At 62.7% G+C, this 15,915-nt stretch carries 18 protein-coding genes and 1 tRNA gene; 9 read left to right on the top strand and 10 right to left on the bottom strand.

Annotated features, from left to right (window positions below):
- Positions 1-47: 47 nt before the first annotated feature.
- Together ACMGFM_RS12480 and ACMGFM_RS12475 are read left to right on the top strand one after the other, a co-directional pair.
- Positions 48-2,024: a hydantoinase/oxoprolinase family protein gene (locus ACMGFM_RS12480; RefSeq protein WP_436902965.1), complete on the top strand. Its 1,977-nt coding sequence runs from the start codon at positions 48-50 to the stop codon at positions 2,022-2,024.
- On the top strand, positions 2,021-3,571 hold the full coding sequence (locus ACMGFM_RS12475; RefSeq protein ID WP_436902964.1) for a hydantoinase B/oxoprolinase family protein: 1,551 nt from the start codon (positions 2,021-2,023) through the stop codon (positions 3,569-3,571). Before ACMGFM_RS12480 ends, ACMGFM_RS12475 begins: the two co-directional genes overlap by 4 nt.
- A 1-nt stretch (position 3,572) precedes the next feature.
- Here the strand turns inward: ACMGFM_RS12475 and ACMGFM_RS12470 are convergent, their stop codons facing one another.
- Complete coding sequence (locus ACMGFM_RS12470; RefSeq protein ID WP_436902963.1) at positions 3,573-4,058, bottom strand: peroxiredoxin family protein; 486 nt, start codon at positions 4,056-4,058, stop codon at positions 3,573-3,575.
- A gap of 79 nt (positions 4,059-4,137) precedes the next feature.
- On the opposite strand from ACMGFM_RS12470, the gene ACMGFM_RS12465 reads away from it, so the two are divergent.
- Positions 4,138-4,818: a hypothetical protein gene (locus tag ACMGFM_RS12465; RefSeq protein ID WP_436902962.1), complete on the top strand. Its 681-nt coding sequence runs from the start codon at positions 4,138-4,140 to the stop codon at positions 4,816-4,818.
- A gap of 39 nt (positions 4,819-4,857) precedes the next feature.
- The gene (locus ACMGFM_RS12460) at positions 4,858-5,559 is read left to right on the top strand and encodes a DUF547 domain-containing protein (protein WP_436902961.1); all 702 of its coding nucleotides are present in this window, start codon (positions 4,858-4,860) and stop codon (positions 5,557-5,559) included.
- On the opposite strand, the gene ACMGFM_RS12455 is transcribed toward ACMGFM_RS12460, so the two are convergent.
- Positions 5,560-6,453 (bottom strand): prenyltransferase, encoded by an 894-nt coding sequence (locus tag ACMGFM_RS12455; RefSeq protein WP_436902960.1) that lies wholly within the window; start codon positions 6,451-6,453, stop codon positions 5,560-5,562. It lies immediately after the preceding gene.
- 92 nt (positions 6,454-6,545) lie between these two features.
- Between ACMGFM_RS12455 and ACMGFM_RS12450 the strand changes: the two genes are divergently transcribed.
- Positions 6,546-6,630: transfer RNA gene (locus ACMGFM_RS12450), tRNA-Ser, on the top strand.
- On the opposite strand, the gene ACMGFM_RS12445 is transcribed toward ACMGFM_RS12450, so the two are convergent.
- Positions 6,612-6,812, bottom strand: a complete 201-nt coding sequence (locus ACMGFM_RS12445; RefSeq protein WP_436902959.1) for a hypothetical protein — start codon at positions 6,810-6,812, stop codon at positions 6,612-6,614. The genes ACMGFM_RS12450 and ACMGFM_RS12445 overlap by 19 nt on opposite strands.
- A 30-nt stretch (positions 6,813-6,842) precedes the next feature.
- On the opposite strand from ACMGFM_RS12445, the gene ACMGFM_RS12440 reads away from it, so the two are divergent.
- Positions 6,843-7,277, top strand: coding sequence for a universal stress protein (locus ACMGFM_RS12440; protein ID WP_436902958.1), 435 nt, complete (start codon positions 6,843-6,845; stop codon positions 7,275-7,277).
- Here ACMGFM_RS12440 and ACMGFM_RS12435 read toward each other — a convergent pair.
- The 4 genes from ACMGFM_RS12435 to ACMGFM_RS12420 form a co-directional block, all read right to left on the bottom strand.
- Positions 7,274-7,972: a hypothetical protein gene (locus ACMGFM_RS12435; RefSeq protein ID WP_436902957.1), complete on the bottom strand. Its 699-nt coding sequence runs from the start codon at positions 7,970-7,972 to the stop codon at positions 7,274-7,276. The genes ACMGFM_RS12440 and ACMGFM_RS12435 overlap by 4 nt on opposite strands.
- Before the next feature lie 40 nt (positions 7,973-8,012).
- Complete coding sequence (locus tag ACMGFM_RS12430) at positions 8,013-8,561, bottom strand: GMP synthase subunit A (protein ID WP_436902956.1); 549 nt, start codon at positions 8,559-8,561, stop codon at positions 8,013-8,015.
- Between the two features lie 52 nt (positions 8,562-8,613).
- Positions 8,614-8,772: a hypothetical protein gene (locus ACMGFM_RS12425; protein WP_436902955.1), complete on the bottom strand. Its 159-nt coding sequence runs from the start codon at positions 8,770-8,772 to the stop codon at positions 8,614-8,616.
- A gap of 78 nt (positions 8,773-8,850) precedes the next feature.
- Positions 8,851-10,491, bottom strand: a complete 1,641-nt coding sequence (locus ACMGFM_RS12420; RefSeq protein WP_436902954.1) for a gamma-glutamyltransferase family protein — start codon at positions 10,489-10,491, stop codon at positions 8,851-8,853.
- A gap of 130 nt (positions 10,492-10,621) precedes the next feature.
- On the opposite strand from ACMGFM_RS12420, the gene ACMGFM_RS12415 reads away from it, so the two are divergent.
- Positions 10,622-10,969, top strand: a complete 348-nt coding sequence (locus tag ACMGFM_RS12415; protein WP_436902953.1) for a tRNA-binding protein — start codon at positions 10,622-10,624, stop codon at positions 10,967-10,969.
- Here ACMGFM_RS12415 and ACMGFM_RS12410 read toward each other — a convergent pair.
- The 3 genes from ACMGFM_RS12410 to ACMGFM_RS12400 are packed head-to-tail and all read right to left on the bottom strand — an operon-like array spanning position 10,963 to position 13,569.
- Complete coding sequence (locus tag ACMGFM_RS12410; RefSeq protein ID WP_436902952.1) at positions 10,963-11,523, bottom strand: DUF7097 family protein; 561 nt, start codon at positions 11,521-11,523, stop codon at positions 10,963-10,965. The two genes, ACMGFM_RS12415 and ACMGFM_RS12410, sit on opposite strands and share 7 nt — an antisense overlap.
- A 52-nt stretch (positions 11,524-11,575) precedes the next feature.
- Positions 11,576-12,397: a DUF7537 family lipoprotein gene (locus ACMGFM_RS12405; protein WP_436902951.1), complete on the bottom strand. Its 822-nt coding sequence runs from the start codon at positions 12,395-12,397 to the stop codon at positions 11,576-11,578.
- Positions 12,394-13,569 (bottom strand): hypothetical protein, encoded by a 1,176-nt coding sequence (locus tag ACMGFM_RS12400; RefSeq protein WP_436902950.1) that lies wholly within the window; start codon positions 13,567-13,569, stop codon positions 12,394-12,396. Before ACMGFM_RS12400 ends, ACMGFM_RS12405 begins: the two co-directional genes overlap by 4 nt.
- Before the next feature lie 161 nt (positions 13,570-13,730).
- On the opposite strand from ACMGFM_RS12400, the gene ACMGFM_RS12395 reads away from it, so the two are divergent.
- Both ACMGFM_RS12395 and ACMGFM_RS12390 read left to right on the top strand, forming a co-directional pair.
- Positions 13,731-14,159 carry a DUF192 domain-containing protein gene (locus tag ACMGFM_RS12395; RefSeq protein WP_436902949.1) on the top strand — a complete coding sequence of 143 codons (429 nt, stop codon included), beginning with the start codon at positions 13,731-13,733 and terminating at the stop codon, positions 14,157-14,159.
- A gap of 84 nt (positions 14,160-14,243) precedes the next feature.
- Positions 14,244-15,782, top strand: a complete 1,539-nt coding sequence (locus ACMGFM_RS12390) for a (R)-citramalate synthase (RefSeq protein WP_436902948.1) — start codon at positions 14,244-14,246, stop codon at positions 15,780-15,782.
- Positions 15,783-15,915 lie beyond the last annotated feature (133 nt).

The following is a 15,915-nucleotide window of genomic DNA, read 5'->3' as shown; positions in this document are numbered from 1 at the left end:
CTGAGCCAAGGGCAACAATTTATTGACTGGTTGCCTAGTCGGTGAGCATGAACCGGCCGACCCGTCTCGGCGTCGATATCGGCGGGACCTTTACCGACGTTGTCCTGCTCGTCGAGGGGGAGCTAACGACCGCGAAAGTGCCGACAACAGACGACCACAGCGAGGGAGTCATCAGCGGTATCGAACGCGCCTGCGAGACAGCTGGAATCGACCCCAGCGAAATCGAGGACTTTCGACACGCAACAACTGTTGGGACGAACGCACTGCTGGAAGGCGACGGTGCGCGAACCGCGCTGTTCACGACAGCGGGCTTCGGTGACGTGCTCGAAATCGGCCGGCAGGCCCGGCCGTCGCTGTACGACCTGAGCGCCCGCCCGCCGACGCCGTTGGTGCCGGCTGACCGACGGCACGAACTCACCGAACGGGCAACTCCGGATGGTACCGAGACGCCACTTGCAGAGGATGAACTCTCGGAGAAAATCGAGAACCTTGACGATAGCCTCGACAGTATCGCAGTCTCGTTTCTGCACGCCTACGCAGCACCCGAAAACGAGCAGCGGGCAGTCGCAGCGCTGCGTGAGCGAACTGATTTGCACGTTGTCGGCTCTCACGAGATACTGCCGGAGTTTCGAGAGTACGAACGGACGGCGACGACGGCCGCCGACGCCTTCGTCACGCCAATCTTGGACCGGTATCTCGGCCGCCTCGGTGAGCGCGCTAGCGAGCGCGGACTGCCAGAGCCACAGATTATGCAATCCAACGGCGGAATCACGACCGCTGAGCAGATTCGTGAACACGCGGTCACAACTGCACTCTCGGGGCCAGCGGCTGGCGTCGTCGGCGCGTCGCTGTTCGAGGAGGAGGGCGTGATTAGCTTCGATATGGGCGGCACGTCGACAGACGTTGGACTCGTCCGCGACGGCGATATCGAACAGACGACCGAGACAGATGTCGGCGGGCATCCAGTCCACGTGCCGATGGTTGCAGTCGAAACCGTCGGTGCCGGCGGCGGGTCCATTGGCTGGGTCGACGACGGGGGCGCGCTCCGAGTTGGTCCGCGCTCGGCCGGCGCACAGCCCGGACCGGCCTGTTACGACCGCGGCGGCGAGCAACCGACAGTGACGGACGCGGCGCTCTTGCTCGGCTATCTCGGGGCTGGAACGACCCTCGGTGGGGAAGTGACCTTGCAGCGCGAGCCCGCCGAGGCGGCGCTTGCCGACCTCGCAGGAGAAGCGGGACTTGCGGGAGCAACCGAAGCTGCCCGGGGAGTCTACCGCGTCGCAACCGAGCGGATGAGTCAGGCAGTCCGGACCGTCACGGTGCAGGAGGGCCACGACCCTCGCTCGTTCGCGCTGGTTGCCTTCGGCGGTGCCGGACCGATGCACGCGGCGGCGCTGGCCGACACGCTCGGTATCGACCGCATCAGAGTGCCACGGGCAAACGGCGTGCTCTCGGCGCTTGGCCTGCTGGCCGCCGAGCAGAAGCAGGACAGTTCGCAGACGATTCGGGAACCGCTCGCAGCGCTCGACGTTGACCGATTGGAAACGGCTTTCGAGGACCTCGAACAGACCGTCCGATCCAACCTCACTGCACCGGAAACGGCGACGGCGACGCGCCGTGCCGACCTGCGGTACGAGGGCCAGAGCCACGAACTCTCGGTCGAACTCGGAGAGTCGCTTGCGACCGAGGAGTTAGCCGAGCGGTTCCACACCGCCCACGAGCGCGTGCGAGGCTACCGGCTCGAAACCGAACCGATTGAACTCGTCACAGTTCGTCTCACTGGCGTCGTTTCCACCGATAAACCACAAATTACACACGAGGGCACTGGTCTACGGTCGGAGTCACGGCCAGCCTTTTTCGATGGCGAGTTCCAGCCAACGCCGGTCTACGAGCGTGAGCGACTGCCGGTTGGCACCGAACTGGATGGGCCGGCGATTTTCGAGGGCAGCGAGAGCACCGTCGTCGTCCCGCCAGCGTGGACAGCGCAGGTCGACACCCGCGGCACCCTGGAGGTGACACGATGAGCGATATCGACGCAATCGAACTGGAGATTCTGCGAAGCCAGCTCGAACACGTCGCCGAGGAGATGGGCGAAGTCCTCGTTCGAGGAGCGTACTCGCCGAACATCACAGAGCGGCGCGACTGCTCGACAGCGCTATTCGACGCGCGTGGTCGGATGGTCGCACAGGCCGAACACATCCCGGTCCACCTCGGCGCGATGCCCGAGGCGGTCGCGGCCGTACTCGAACGTGACCCCCAGCCCGGCGACGTGTTCATCCTCAACGACCCCTTCCAGGGCGGGACACATCTGCCCGACGTGACGCTCGTTTCACCGATTACTCACGACGGAAATATTGTCGCGTACGCTGTTTCGCGGGCCCACCACGCCGACGTGGGTGGGATGACGCCCGGAAGCATGCCCGCCGGAGCGCGAGAGATTCAGCAAGAGGGACTTCGCCTGCCACCGGTGCGCCTCCGTGAGGGCGGAAGTCCAAACGAGGATGTCGAGACGCTCCTGCTGGCGAACGTCCGGAATCCCGAGAAACGGAGGGCAGACCTGCGGGCGCAGATTGGGGCGAACGAGCGGGCCGAGCAACGCCTTCGAGAGTTGCTTGGCGACCGAGAGGACCTCCGGGCGATATACGATGCCGTCATCGAATACTCCAGGCAGCGGATGTGTGCCGAACTCGCGGAGATTCCTGACGGCGAGTACCATGCAACCGACGTGCTGGAGGGAGACGGCACCAGCGACGAGGATATTCCCATCGAGGTGACGGTCACGGTGTCAGGAGAGGCGCTTACTGTGGATTTCACCGGGACGGCGTCGACGGTTCCCGGAAACGTCAACGCGCCGCTGGCGGTCGCAAAGAGTGCCGTCTACTTCGTCCTGCGCTGTGTGACCGACCCCGACATTCCGCCGAATCACGGCTGTTACGAACCGGTGACGGTTCACGCGCCGGAAGACTCACTGCTCAACCCCAAGCCACCGGCCGCGGTCGTTGGCGGCAACGTCGAGACCAGCCAGCGCGTCACCGATGTCGTGTTCGCTGCACTGAGCGAGGCCGCACCCGACCGCGTTCCGGCGCAGGGTCAGGGGACCATGAACAACCTCATCGTCGGGTCGTCGTCGTTCACCTACTACGAAACCATCGGCGGCGGCGCAGGCGCAAACCCTGACAGCGACGGCCTCTCGGGCGTACAGGTCGGGATGACGAACACGCTGAATACACCAATCGAAGCGCTGGAAGGCGAGTACCCACTCAGGGTTGACCGCTACACGCTCCGGGACGGGACAGGTGGCGACGGGACGTACCGCGGTGGCGACGGACTCGTCCGTTCGATTACCCTCGAAGAACCGGCGACCGTTTCGCTGTTGACCGACCGGCGGCGCAACGCCCCGAAGGGTGCTGCCGGCGGTAAGGCTGGGATGGTTGGCAGAAACCTGATTGACGCAGAGGCGGTCGGCGCGAAGGTGACTCGGGAAGTACCCGCGGGAACGACCGTCACCGTCGAGACACCTGGGGGCGGTGGGTACGGGCCGCCAGAGGAGGAAGACGAAGACGAGGCGTGACTCAGCGCAGGTCGTCGATTGTCTCGAGCAAATCGTCAATCTCTGGGCGGTCCCACGTCGAGGAGCCTTCGTGGGTGTAGGCGACAGTTGGCTCCTCGCCGCGGAAATCCAGCAGGACAACCTTGGGCATTCGGCCAAAGAAATCGCTTATCTTTCCCAGTGGGCCGAACCTGACGGGCTGGTCGTACGCTCCGCTGACAGCCGTGTCGGGGTCGGCACAGAGTGGATACGGGAGGTTGTACTGTTCTTGCCACTTCCGAACCTTCTCGACTGGTTCGGGCACAATCGAAACCACCTCCGTGTTGCGGTCCTGGAACTCCTGGTAGTGGTCGCGGACGCTCTGGACCTGCCCGCGGCAGTTCGTGCAGTAGTGGTCGCGCTGGAAGAACAACAGGACGAAGTCGTTGTCTTCGCCGAGGGCAGTCAGCGAGAGTGGGTCCGGACCAGCACCGACATTCGGGAGTTCGAACGCTTCGAGTGTCTGCATATTAGGTGTTAGTCGTGGGGCGGCAAAACATATCCGCCCAGTCGTCAACTACAACACCGCCCGGCCCACAACGAAGCGTATGACCAGAGCGGCAGTAGAGGAGGGATTCGAGCAGTTCGTCGGCGACGCCATCGAACAGACCGCGACCGAGTTCAGCATCTCGGCAGTGATTGGTGGCGGCGGCACGCTCGACCAGCTCATTGGTGACTCGAACGTGTTGCAGGAGCGAGTCGTCGAGCCTGAACTGGAAGCGTACGAGCAAGAGACAATCGACCAGTTCGGGGTCATCCTCGACTGGGTGGAGTCTGACGAGGACTTCGACACCTACGCCGAGGAGATTCTCGCGGCCGGCCCATTCACTGAGAGTCTCAGTGACGACCTCTCGACTGAGCAGCGCGACGCTGTCGAAGAGCAACTGCTTGCCCGACATCGCGGCCTCGGCGAGGCTGTCACCGGACTGGTTGGGTCCGGAGAAGATGCGTTCTGGGCGGCGGCGCGTGCCGAACTCGACAAAGAAACGGCCGTCGAACTCGTCGAAGAACAGTTCGCGTTCACCGGGCCGCTCGAAGAACACCGCGACGCCTTCGAGATGGTGGCGACTATCGACCCCGAGGAACTGCTGGGTGGCCTCGGTGGGATGTTCGGCGGTTCGACGTTCGATGTCGAGTACACGGACGAGGCGATGCGGGCAATGCGCCACGCCGAGCGAGCAGTTATCGCCGAGGCCAAAGCGGAAGTCAACGAGCGCTTCGAGGAGTGAGCGGCCAACAATCAAGACGATGCCGGCCGTACGACGACTGTGACTGACGACCCGCTCGCGCTCGCTGAGCAGTTTTTGCGCACAACACGATACGGCGAGTCGACCGATACGCTCCGCGAGCAACTGGCGAGTCTGGACGACCAGCGACTCCGCGACGCGCTCGACACCGACGACCGCAAGCTCGCATTCTGGATTAACCTCTACAACGCCACGACGCAGGACGCACTCGACCGAGACCCCGAACAGTACGACAGGTGGCGCTTCTTCTCCAAGCCACTGGTGACCGTCGCAGGCGAGCGACTGAGCCTCGACGACATCGAGCATGGGATTTTGCGCCGGTCGTTCAGCAAGTACACACTCGGGTACGCCCGGTCACCGTTTCGCGACAACTTCATCGACCGTCACGAACTCGCCGAGCGGGACCCGCGGATTCACTTCGCGGTGAACTGCGGTGCCGAAAGCTGCCCACCAATCGCCGCCTACAGAGCACCAGATATTGACGACCAGCTCAACCTGGCGACACAGGGATATTTCGACACGCACGTCGAGTACGACCCCCACGCCGGCCGGGTGTCTGTCCCGCGGTTGCTGCTCTGGTATCGCGGCGACTTCGGGCGACGCCGCGACATCATCGAATTTCTGCTCAGCTACAACCAGCTCCCGCCGGGGGTGAGTCCGCGGCTCTCCTACCGCGACTGGGACTGGTCGATGTCGCCCGACGCGTTCGCCGACGAACTGTAATCAGGCGTATAGCAGCCAGCACCAGCCCGCGGTCTGCAACGCGAGCAGTCCGACCATCGCGCTCACCGTCGGCCACGGCACCCGCCGCTCGGTGTAGCCATAGGCACCCCAACCCACCAGCGGGACGACCGGAAGACTCGCGATAACGACGGCTGGCGGGAGCAGAAAATCGGCCAGAGCAGCCAGCGAGACGGCGGCGAGCAGCGCAACGACGACGTAGCTGTACCGAAGCCGCCGCGGCGACCACCGAACAGCCAGCGTCCGCTTGCCAGCCTGCCGGTCGGCCTCGCGGTCGGGCCACTGCGTGGCGAAGAGATTGAGCAAGACGAGCAGAAAGAACGGGACGGCGGCGAGGGCGACGAACCCGATTGAACCGTCGAGGACGGCGGCAGCGTAGACCGGCAGGGCAAGGCCACCGAGCGCGGCGTTCGTGAGTTCGCCGAGGCCCCGCCAGGCGAGTTTCAGCGGGCCGACGGAGTACTGCCAGCCCAGCACGACGCTGACGGAGAGAATCGCCACCGCTGGCAGCGCGAGCAGTCCACCCACAGCGAAAACGACGGTGAGTACACTGCCGATAGCAAGCGTTGCGACAGCGGCCGCCAGCGGAACGGTTCGGGGGAGTCCGGTTCGCTGGAGCGCGCCGCTGCCGCCGGAAAATGGTGTGCGGTTGGTGAGCGCGTCAGTCTCGTAGTCGGCGTACTCGTTTGCGTAATGAATACTCGCCGAGAGTGGAATCAACACCGCCACCCCGGCGGCGACAGCGGGGATCGAAAGCGTCGCACCGCCAGCGAGAGCGACTTTCGTGCCGAAGAAGTAGACGCCGAGAATTAACAGCAACTGGTCGGGACGGCTCGTCTCGAAGAGGACAGCCAGTCGGGTGCGGAGCCCAGCCACGGTCAGTGATTAGGAGTCCGCCGTCATGTGCGTTCGGGCTCGGCAGTCCGAACCAAAACAGGTAATAACAGCGGTTGGATACAACAAGGTGAGCCGAGGTAGCCTAGCCTGGCCAAGGCGCCTGCTTCGAGAGCAGGTCTCCGTAAGGACTCAGGAGTTCAAATCTCCTCCTCGGCGCTTCTCGCCGAACTCATCTCAGTGAGCGACCGCTGTGCGTGTCGCGAACACAACTGAGTTCGATAGACAGCGAACGGGGAGATTTGAACGAGACGAGACGCGCGCAGGAACGAGCACGTCTCGGCGTAGTTCACAATCTCCTCCTCGGCGTTTCCGCCAGTCGACACCCCGAAACCAGCCACACATATAATCCAGCGGTCCAAAGAGCCAGTGTGACAGTCGTCGTTCCGTACGATAGCAGCAGGCGCTCGAAGGCAGCACTCGACCGCGCCAGCGAGTTCACAGATACCAACGAATCAGTCCTCTCGGTGGCGGTTATTCCGAACGGTAACGAGCGGTACGCACGCGAACGGGGGTGGCTCGACGAGGGCGAGGAGTTCGATCCGAAACATATTGTCGACCGGCTGGCGGCAGAGGTCACCGAGATCAATCCAAACGCGTCCTTCGAGTACGTCGTCGCGAGTCGGTACGCACAGGCTGGACAGATCGCCAGCGAGATTCGGACGTTCGCGAAGGACCGCAACGCGCGCCTCGTCGTCCTCGGGAGCGAGAACGCGGGTCGAATTGTCTCGAATGTCTCCAGTGTCGCCTCGACGGTGACAGCAGATTCAGCCTACGACGTGCTGATCGTGCGCCAGCCAGACTAGGGACGCATCGCCGCGAAAATCGAGCGGGCGCTTTGGACGCCGTTCTCCCGCAGCGCGGCGGGGAACGTCCAGCGTGCACCATCGAGGGCCTCCCGCAACGCGCTGCCAGCGTGGTCGGTGACGCCGGGGCCGTGGCCGACGAGAATTCGCTCGGGGTCGAGCCCAGCCAGTTGCGTCGGTGGCTGGAGTCGCCGGAGCAGTTCGAGGCCGAGGCGTTCGTCGCCGACGCAGAAGCTATCAATCGTGCCAAGTGAGTCAGGAACCACCAGCGTTCCGCTCGGGCCGTGATACCAGAACACTTCTTCCCAGCCGGGAAACGGCCGGCAGGTGAGCACGCGAAATTCGCCCGCTGGTGAGAACGTATACTGGTCGGTCGGCGCGTCGACCAAGTCACCAATACGGCTCATCCACGTGGGATAGGAGACCGGCACGTCGTGGCGGCGGGCAAAGGCTTCAGCGTCGCGGGCATGATAGCAGGATAGCACCGCGACGCCGGCAACATCGCCCAGCGAGGCAATGCGTTCCTCGACGTTCGGGGCGTCAATCGGGTCGAGCAACCAGACGCCATCTGCTGTTCGGATTGCGTGGCTACTGCGCTGGCCGTCCTCCTCGGGGTGGGCCATCCAACTGAGTCCGCCCTCGAATTCGACGGTAATCTTCGCGCCGTCAGACTCGCCGCGCTCGAAGAGAGGCATAGCGACAGTGAGTGACGCGAAGTAGATAGAACCAGCGGGATTACTCGCAGATATCGAGGAAATTCTCGAAGACTTCCTCACCTTGCTCGGTGTGGGCAACCTCGGGGTGCCACTGGACGCCGTAGAGGCCGCGGTCGGTGTTGCTCATCGCTTCGACGCCGCAGATGTCGCTTTTGGCGGTGCGCTCAAAGCCGTCAGGAACGGTCTTGACTTCGTCGGCGTGGCTGGCCCAGACTCGGGTCTCAGGTGCCAGCGAGCCAACGAGCGGGTCGTCATCTTCCGTAATCTCGACAGTCACGTCAGCGTAGCCGCCGTAGTCACCAGAGCCGACCACGCCGTCGAGTTCGTGTGCGATAATCTGCATTCCCAGACAGATGCCAAAGACAGGGATATCGAGCTCAAGGTACTCGGGACAGTTTCCGATGCGGTCAATCGAGGGACCGCCGGAGAGAACGATACCGTCGGCGTCGATTTCTTCGGGTGGCGTCTCGTTGTCCACCATCTCGACGTCGACGCCCATGTCTCGGAGCGCACGCTGTTCGAGGTGCGTAAACTGGCCGTGATTGTCGATTACGTCGATTTGAGTCATTGCGAGTTCGTAGCGGGCTAGCTCATATATGTCCCGCGTTCTCCGGCCAGTCTCAGAGGCCGACGTGAGCAGTTAGCTCGCAGTCGTCACATCGCAATTCGACGAACCCGTCCTCGAACCGGGGGCCACGGACGACATCGCGGGAGCCACATTCCGGACAACTCAACCACTCGTAGATAGATTTGGATTTGCGCGGCGTACTGGAGGACATAGAAAGTGGTAGGACTCGAAGCCACATCAACAGCAGGGCTGATATCCGAAACTGGGAACCGAAGCAGGGTCTAGATAATCAAAATCCGGAAACCTGACCGTCTTTCCGTGGCTCGGTTGCACCCGAAAGCACGGTTCCAGCTTTCCGGGAGGCCTCGGCCCCGCCGAACAGGAGCGGCGGGAGGATGCGCACGTCGTGGCCCATCCGCGCGAGTTTGGGCGCGATGCCGTTGGCCATCTGCTCTTCGAGGGCAACAGAGCCGTCAGCCCGGTAGCGCCACCGCGGCGCGTCGAGTGCAGCCTGTAGTGGCATGTCGTAGTCGATTAAATTCGAGAGCAGTTGGACGTGGCCCTGTGGCTGCATGTACCCGCCCATGACGCCGAAGGCCATCCAGTCGTCCTCGTCGAAGCGGGCAAGCGCGGGGACGAGTGTGTGGAATGGTCGCTTGCCGGGTTCGAGGCTGTTCGGTACGTCGCCCGACAGCGAGAACGAAGCGCCGCGGTTCTGGAGTGCAATGCCGGTATCGCCCGCAACCACGCCGCTGCCGAAGCCTGCAAAGCGGGAGTTGATGAAGGAGACGACGTTGCCCTCGTCGTCGGCGACAGTCAGGAGAACAGTATCTGCGTCCTCGCCCGCCGAATCGGGTGTGCCCACCTCGACATCCGTGAGCACTTCGTCCGCGCTGTACTCCTGGGCACGCTTGCGTGCGTACTCCTTGGATTCGAGTTTTGGGACGGCCTCGAACTCGGGGTCGGTGATGTGGTGGTGGCCGTCGGTAAAGGCCAGTTTCATCGCTTCGGTGAAGGCGTGGACGCGCTCAGGGGATTCGTATGGGTGCTCGCCAGCACCAATTTCTTCGGCAATATTCAGCGCCTCCAGCGCAATCTGGCCTTGATTGTTCGCACCCAACTCGAACACTTCGACGCCGTTGTAGGTCGTCGAAATCGGGTCCAGCCACTCTACCTCGAAGTCGGCGAGGTCGTCGGTCGTCATGAATCCGCCCTTGTCCTGAATCTCCGCAGCGATTGCCTCGCCAATCTCGCCTTCGTAGACAACATCCGCCCCTTCCTCGGCGATGCGTTCGAGCGAGCGGCCGAGTTTCGGAAGGCTGACGTACTGCCCGGGGTCCGGGGCCTCGCCGTCGAAGAGGTAGGCATCGCGGGCGTTGTCGTCGGTGAACAGTTCCTCGCCGTGCTGCCACTGTTCGGAGACGACCTCTGTTACGGGGTAGCCATCGAGTGCATATGTGATGGCTGGCTGGAGCACGTCACTGAGGCCGAACCGACCGTGTTTCTGGACGGTTGCCTCCCACCCACGGGCTGTGCCGGGGACAGTGACAGTGTGTGGTCCCTGGTCGGGCATCGTCACGCCATCGCGCGTGCGGTCTGCGCCGTACACTGTATCGGCGTCGTCGTCGACGGCCTCACGGACCTTCTCGCGGGTCGCCCCTGCCGGCGCGTGGCCACACGACCGCATCCCACCGACCTCGCCGTCTGCGGTGCGGTAGCAGGCAAAGACATCGCCACCGAGGCCGGTGCTCGTCGGTTCGACAACGTTCAGTGCCGCGGCGGTTGCGACGGCGGCGTCGAAGGCATTCCCGCCATCGCGAAGCACTGAGACGCCAGCCTCGGCGGCCAGCGGTTGACTCGTCGCGACGACGCCCGACGGGGCGTACACTGTCGACCGGCGCGATCCAAATCTATCCAGATCAGGTTCCATGCACCCACGTTCGGCGGCCTCGCTGAAACCCTTTTTTCGCCGTTGTCGACACGACGGTATCAGGTGTGTCTGTTCGGTAGAAACTACGCCTGCACCATATCTATTTCCGGGACTGCGAGAGAGTCGGTATATGGGAATCAACGAACCGGATATTGTACCCGAGCAGTTTCTGGATGACGTCGAGATGCGCGTGGGGACGGTGACGGACGTGGCGGAGTTTCCGGAAGCGCGAAAGGACGTGTACAAACTGACCGTGGATTTTGGCGAAGAGAGTCGCCAGTCTGCGGCTGGCTTGACCGAGAACTACAGCAAAGACGAACTACTGGACCGGCAGGTAGTCGCCGTGGTCAATCTTGGGACGGTCAACATCGCTGGCTTCGAGAGCCAGTGTCTGGTTGTTGGGGTGGACGATGCGGACGGGAACGCCGTTCACCTCCGCCCTGACGAACCGGTTGGGAACGGCGAGCGGGTCTACTGATTGTCTGGGTCGTACCGCTCGGCGGCAGTCTCGAAGGAGAGTTCTTCATCCTGCCGGGCTTTCCGAGTCTCGCACTGTGCGATTGCTTCGGGGTCCGGACTGGCGTCGTCGTCGATACGCGCCCACGAGTCGTGGACGCTAGCGTGACACCACCGACACAGCGACACCGTGATTTCGTGCGAGGGGTCACCGCTGCCCGCGTCCGAGGAGTCGGCGTAGGAGAGGTGATGTTCTTCAAGCAGCGGACGCTCGTCGTCGTGGGCCATCCGCTGCTCGGTCAAGCCACAGCGGATGCACTCGTCGTCGGTTTCCCGCGCCCGGAAGTGTGGGCAGTCCTGCCAGTCCCACGGTCCCGTGAGTCCCTCCTCGTCGGTGTCGCCAGCGACGGGACACTGGAACTCCTCGGCGCGCAACTCACTGGAGAACTGCCGGTCACGGTCGCCGTGTTCGACGGCGAAGCGACACTTTCCCTCGTCGGTCAGGTGGTCACAGCGCTCGACGAACCGGTAAGGGTCGTCGACGCCGACGGAGGTCCCCGACTCGGTTTTCTCCATATCCGGAGTTAGCGAGGAGTCCGCTTATGATTTGGGTGGAGGGTCCGCAGGATTACGACCCCTGGCCAGTTTCGTCTCGTGCTGTGTCGAGCCAGTCAGGCTCGGTGACCGTCGTCGTTCCGAGCTCCGAGAGGGTCCGCTGTTCCGAGATTGTTAGCTCTCCCTGCTCGGTCGTCGCCGTCAGGCGTATCTCGACCTCGGTCACGAGACCTGTGTCAGCGTCGACGATAACCTCGGCCGAGAGAGACTCGACCGTCCCCCCGGAGACGCTCCCGGTGAACTGCTCGACCGAGTCGGCCGTGAACCGGTGGTCGCCGTCGGCGGTGCGACTGTGGCTGAACTCGTACCGGTCCGCGAGCGAGCCCGATTCGGTGTCCTCGACAGATTCCTCGACGGCATCGGTCACACGCTGCCGTTCGTAGAATGTGAAGTTCTGTGCCGGGAAGGAGTTGCGGACAAACACCGTCTCGCCGCTGCCGTACCGCTCGGTCACCACTATCCCGTTCGTGTTCCCGCGCAGGTCTGACCGCTCGACGGCGTAGACGGCCCCCGCATCGATGTCGGCTCTGATTGTCTGGTTGACCGTGAGCGACTGCGTCGCGTTGCTTGTGCGACTCGTCGTCTCCAGGGTGAACGACTCTATCTCCGCGAGCGCCTCGCTCGCGTTCGCCGTCACGCTATCCAGTGTTGGCTCCTCGTCAGCACCTGTCGACATTTCGTCGTTCGCTCCGGGTTCGTCGCCTCCGGCCGCTTCCGTTCCGTTGTTCGACGCTGAGGGACTGTCAGCGCCGCTACACCCGGCCAGCGCGACCAGAGCGGCCACCGCGAACACGAGCAGGATACGCCGCCGACGTGCGCTGATTCTCTCCGTCATTGTTCGTCACCCCCCGAATCGATTGCATCCTGAATCTCGCTCGGCGAGGGAGCTTGGTACTTTTCCAGACTGTAGGGCTCACCGTTACACCGTTCGACGCCCTCGAAAATCGACGATTTCTTCGACTGTAGTTCCTTGATTTCCGCGACGCGCTTCTCGAACGCTTTCTGTGCCTGGGCCCCCTTCTCCAAATCCATCTGCATATTGGCAAGCGTGCGGATATTTTTGGGGTCGGGAGAGCCTTTCATCAGATTAGTCAGGGTGATCATCCATTCCGCCGTCTTGCTGACAGCTCCAGCGAGCACCGAGACCGTGAGCGATTCCACATTATCGCTGAACGACCGTCGTGCCTTGCTGTACTCCGCTTTCGCCTCGCCCAGTTTTTCGTACGTCTCGAGCATGTTCTGGTCGACGTTCTCTAGTCGTTGCTCGGCGTTGTAGTCCGCCCGACAGGGACCCAACTCGACAGTCAGTTCGGACTCTTTCCGTGGCGCTTTGTCGATCACTTGTCTGTAGTACTCGGGTCCCGAACGAGAACTCTGTATCTCGGTGACGCTCAACTTCTGGTAGACGACGACGCGCATATTGTAGACACCGGGCGGGACCGACTGGAATATCGACCCTGGCTCGTGAGCGAACAAAAACGCATCGGACCGCCCCTGCTCCACGTCGAAGGAACTCTGTGAGACGATGACGACCTCGTCGCCAAATTTGGGGATTTCGTTGGCCCACGCCCGTTCCGCTCTCGTGTCCCCGATTCGTGGGATGACTTCCCCGCCGCGGCCAAGAATTCCCGTCTTGTTGGTCCCAGGAGGAATTTCGAGGTACAAGGCGTAGGCCCACCCGCCGGTGCCACCGATAGCGAGCGACGTATCGCCAGATTCGGATTCCGTACACCGCACCTCGACCAGTTCGGGATAGACACTCCCGAAGGAATCGACGACACAACCCTCGTCTGAGTGTGAATCCGCCGCGAGCGTTCGACGGTCAGTTGGTTGCACCCCTGTACCGGTGACCGAGTCAGCCGTCGTCTCGGCCGACACGCCACTCGTTGCACGTGTGTCGGTGTGAATCGGCGCGGCAACCCCGATTGTCGAGACCATACCCAGCGTCATCAGCAACGCACAACCGAACGCGACCACCCGGACGGTGTTTTTGTCCCCTCGGTTCATCGTCCACAATTCTCTGTTTCAGTTATATAAAATTGCCGCGTAGATACATGTGCGTGCTCTTTGTTTGCAAAACAGTTCGGGAGCCACGGCAGTTGTGCAAAAACGACAAGCCGAGCGTGACTCGGAGACAGACTTTTCTCCCGACGGTGTGAGATGCGGATATGGCCGAGTATGTCGTCCACATGCCAGAGGATACGCTGGGCGAGGGTGGCTCCGACCCCCGCGTACTCACTGACGACGTGGAGAGAGCAGACTCGACACTCTCCCAGATGCGAGGGCTGATGTTTCGCTCGGAGATTCCCGGCGCACTCGTGATGGAAGTCGGTGGTGGGTTCTCGCTAACTGGCGGTCCACCGCGGCAGTTCGTCCACATGCTGTTCGTCCGGGAGCCACTGGACGTCATCTGGCTGGCCGACGACGAGGTCAAGAAAGTCGCCCGGATGCACCCCTGGCGAAGCGTCGGGATGGCGAAAGCAGACCGCATCCTCGAACTGCCGGCGGGCGACGCGGAGGGCGTCAGCGTCGGCGACACCGTCGAAGTGCTCGACAGAGAAGCAGCGAGAGAGCGTGTGGCTCCCGCGGCGGAATAAACAGCCGTAATACTCGGGCGGAACACGCAAAAGTCAGGCTTATGTACGTGCATGACAGCAGTCACCAGTAGGGTAAGATGACCCGTGATCGATTTATTCGGGGGCCACCCCGAAACTAACGCACTGTCCGACGTTTCCGACGTACAGTTCCTCGATACGACGCTCCGGGATGGCGAACAAGCACCTGGTATCTCGCTCACCCCGGACGAGAAAGCACGCATCGCTCGCAAACTCGACGATGCGGCAATCGATGTCATAGAGGCCGGCAGCGCCTGCACCGGGTCGGGCGAGCGCGAAACGATCCAGCGCGTCACTGACCTGGATCTGGACGCGACAGTGACGAGTTTCTGTCGTGGCATCCGCAACGATATCGATCTGGCGATGGATTGCGATGTCGACGGCATCAACCTCGTCGTTCCGGCCAGCGACAAGCACGTCACCCAGAAAGTGGGGACGACGCCCGAGGAGAATGTCGAAAACACGGCCGACCTCGTCGAGTACGCGAAAGACCACGGCCTCTGGGTCGAGGTCATCGGCGAGGACGGCTCTCGGGCTGACCTCGACTATCTCGAAGCGTTGATGGGCGCATCACTGGAGGCGGGCGCAGACCGGGTTTGCTACGCCGATACAGTCGGCCACGCAACCCCAGACCGCACCCTCGAGGTCGTCTCACGACTGACAGACCTGGGGCCAGTGAGCACGCACACCCACGACGACCTGGGACTCGCTGTAACGAACGCCCTCGTCTCAGTTGCAGCGGGTGCAGACCTCGTCCACGGCACCATCAACGGGATTGGTGAACGAGCAGGCAACGTCGCACTCGAAGAGGTTGCCATCGCGCTCGACCACGGTTACGGTGTCGAGACGATGAACCTCGAAGCAGTGTACGACCTCGCCCAGCTCATCGCCAACGCGACCGGCATTCCGCTGGCGCCGAACAAGGCTGTCATCGGTCAGAACGCCTTCACCCACGAGTCTGGCATCCACACCGACGGGACGCTCAAAGACGACGCGATGTACGAGCCATACCCGCCGGAAAAGGTGGGCCGCCAGCGCCGACTCGCACTCGGCAAACACGCCGGCCGTGCGGGCGTAAAAGCCGCACTGGACGAACACGACATGGAGGTCACCGACGACCAACTCGCGGAGGTTGTCTCCCGGGTCAAGAAAATTGGTGACCGCGGCAAGCGCGTCACCGACGCAGACTTGCTGCGGATTGCCGAGGAAATCAGCGGCAGTGACCGCGAACGCCGCGTCGAACTGCTCGACCTGACGGCGGTCAGCGGTGTCAACCCGCCGACGGCGAGTATCCGACTCGACGTCGACGGCGAGACACGCGAAAATGCCGCAACCGGCTCCGGGCCTGTCGACGCCGCGATGAACGCCACCGTCGAGGCGCTCTCGCACGAAGCCGACGCAGCACTGGAGGCCTACCACGTCGACGCCATCACCGGCGGGACAGACGCCATCGTTACCGTCGAAGTGGAGATGTCCCGCGACGACAACACCGTTGCAGTCTCGAAAAGCGACTCGGACATCACTCGCGCGTCGGTAACCGCGATGGTCGAAGCGATGGACCGACTCATCGAGCAAAACGACGACCAGGTTATCGCCGACGACTGACCCCGGGATCCATTCCCGGCAATTTTTTCACCTTTCCCGGAGACAGACAGTGCGACGAATCAGCTAGCAGCAACTGCCACGGCGAGCGATTCCTCGAATTCGGTACAAGAACTCCGGTCGTATCACGGGTCGA

This window comes from Halovenus halobia, assembly GCF_051414135.1.
In the GTDB taxonomy this organism is placed as follows: Archaea; Halobacteriota; Halobacteria; order Halobacteriales; family Haloarculaceae; genus Halovenus; species Halovenus halobia.
Note: the sequence above shows the minus strand (reverse complement) of the source record. Positions and strands in the feature narration are given on the sequence as shown.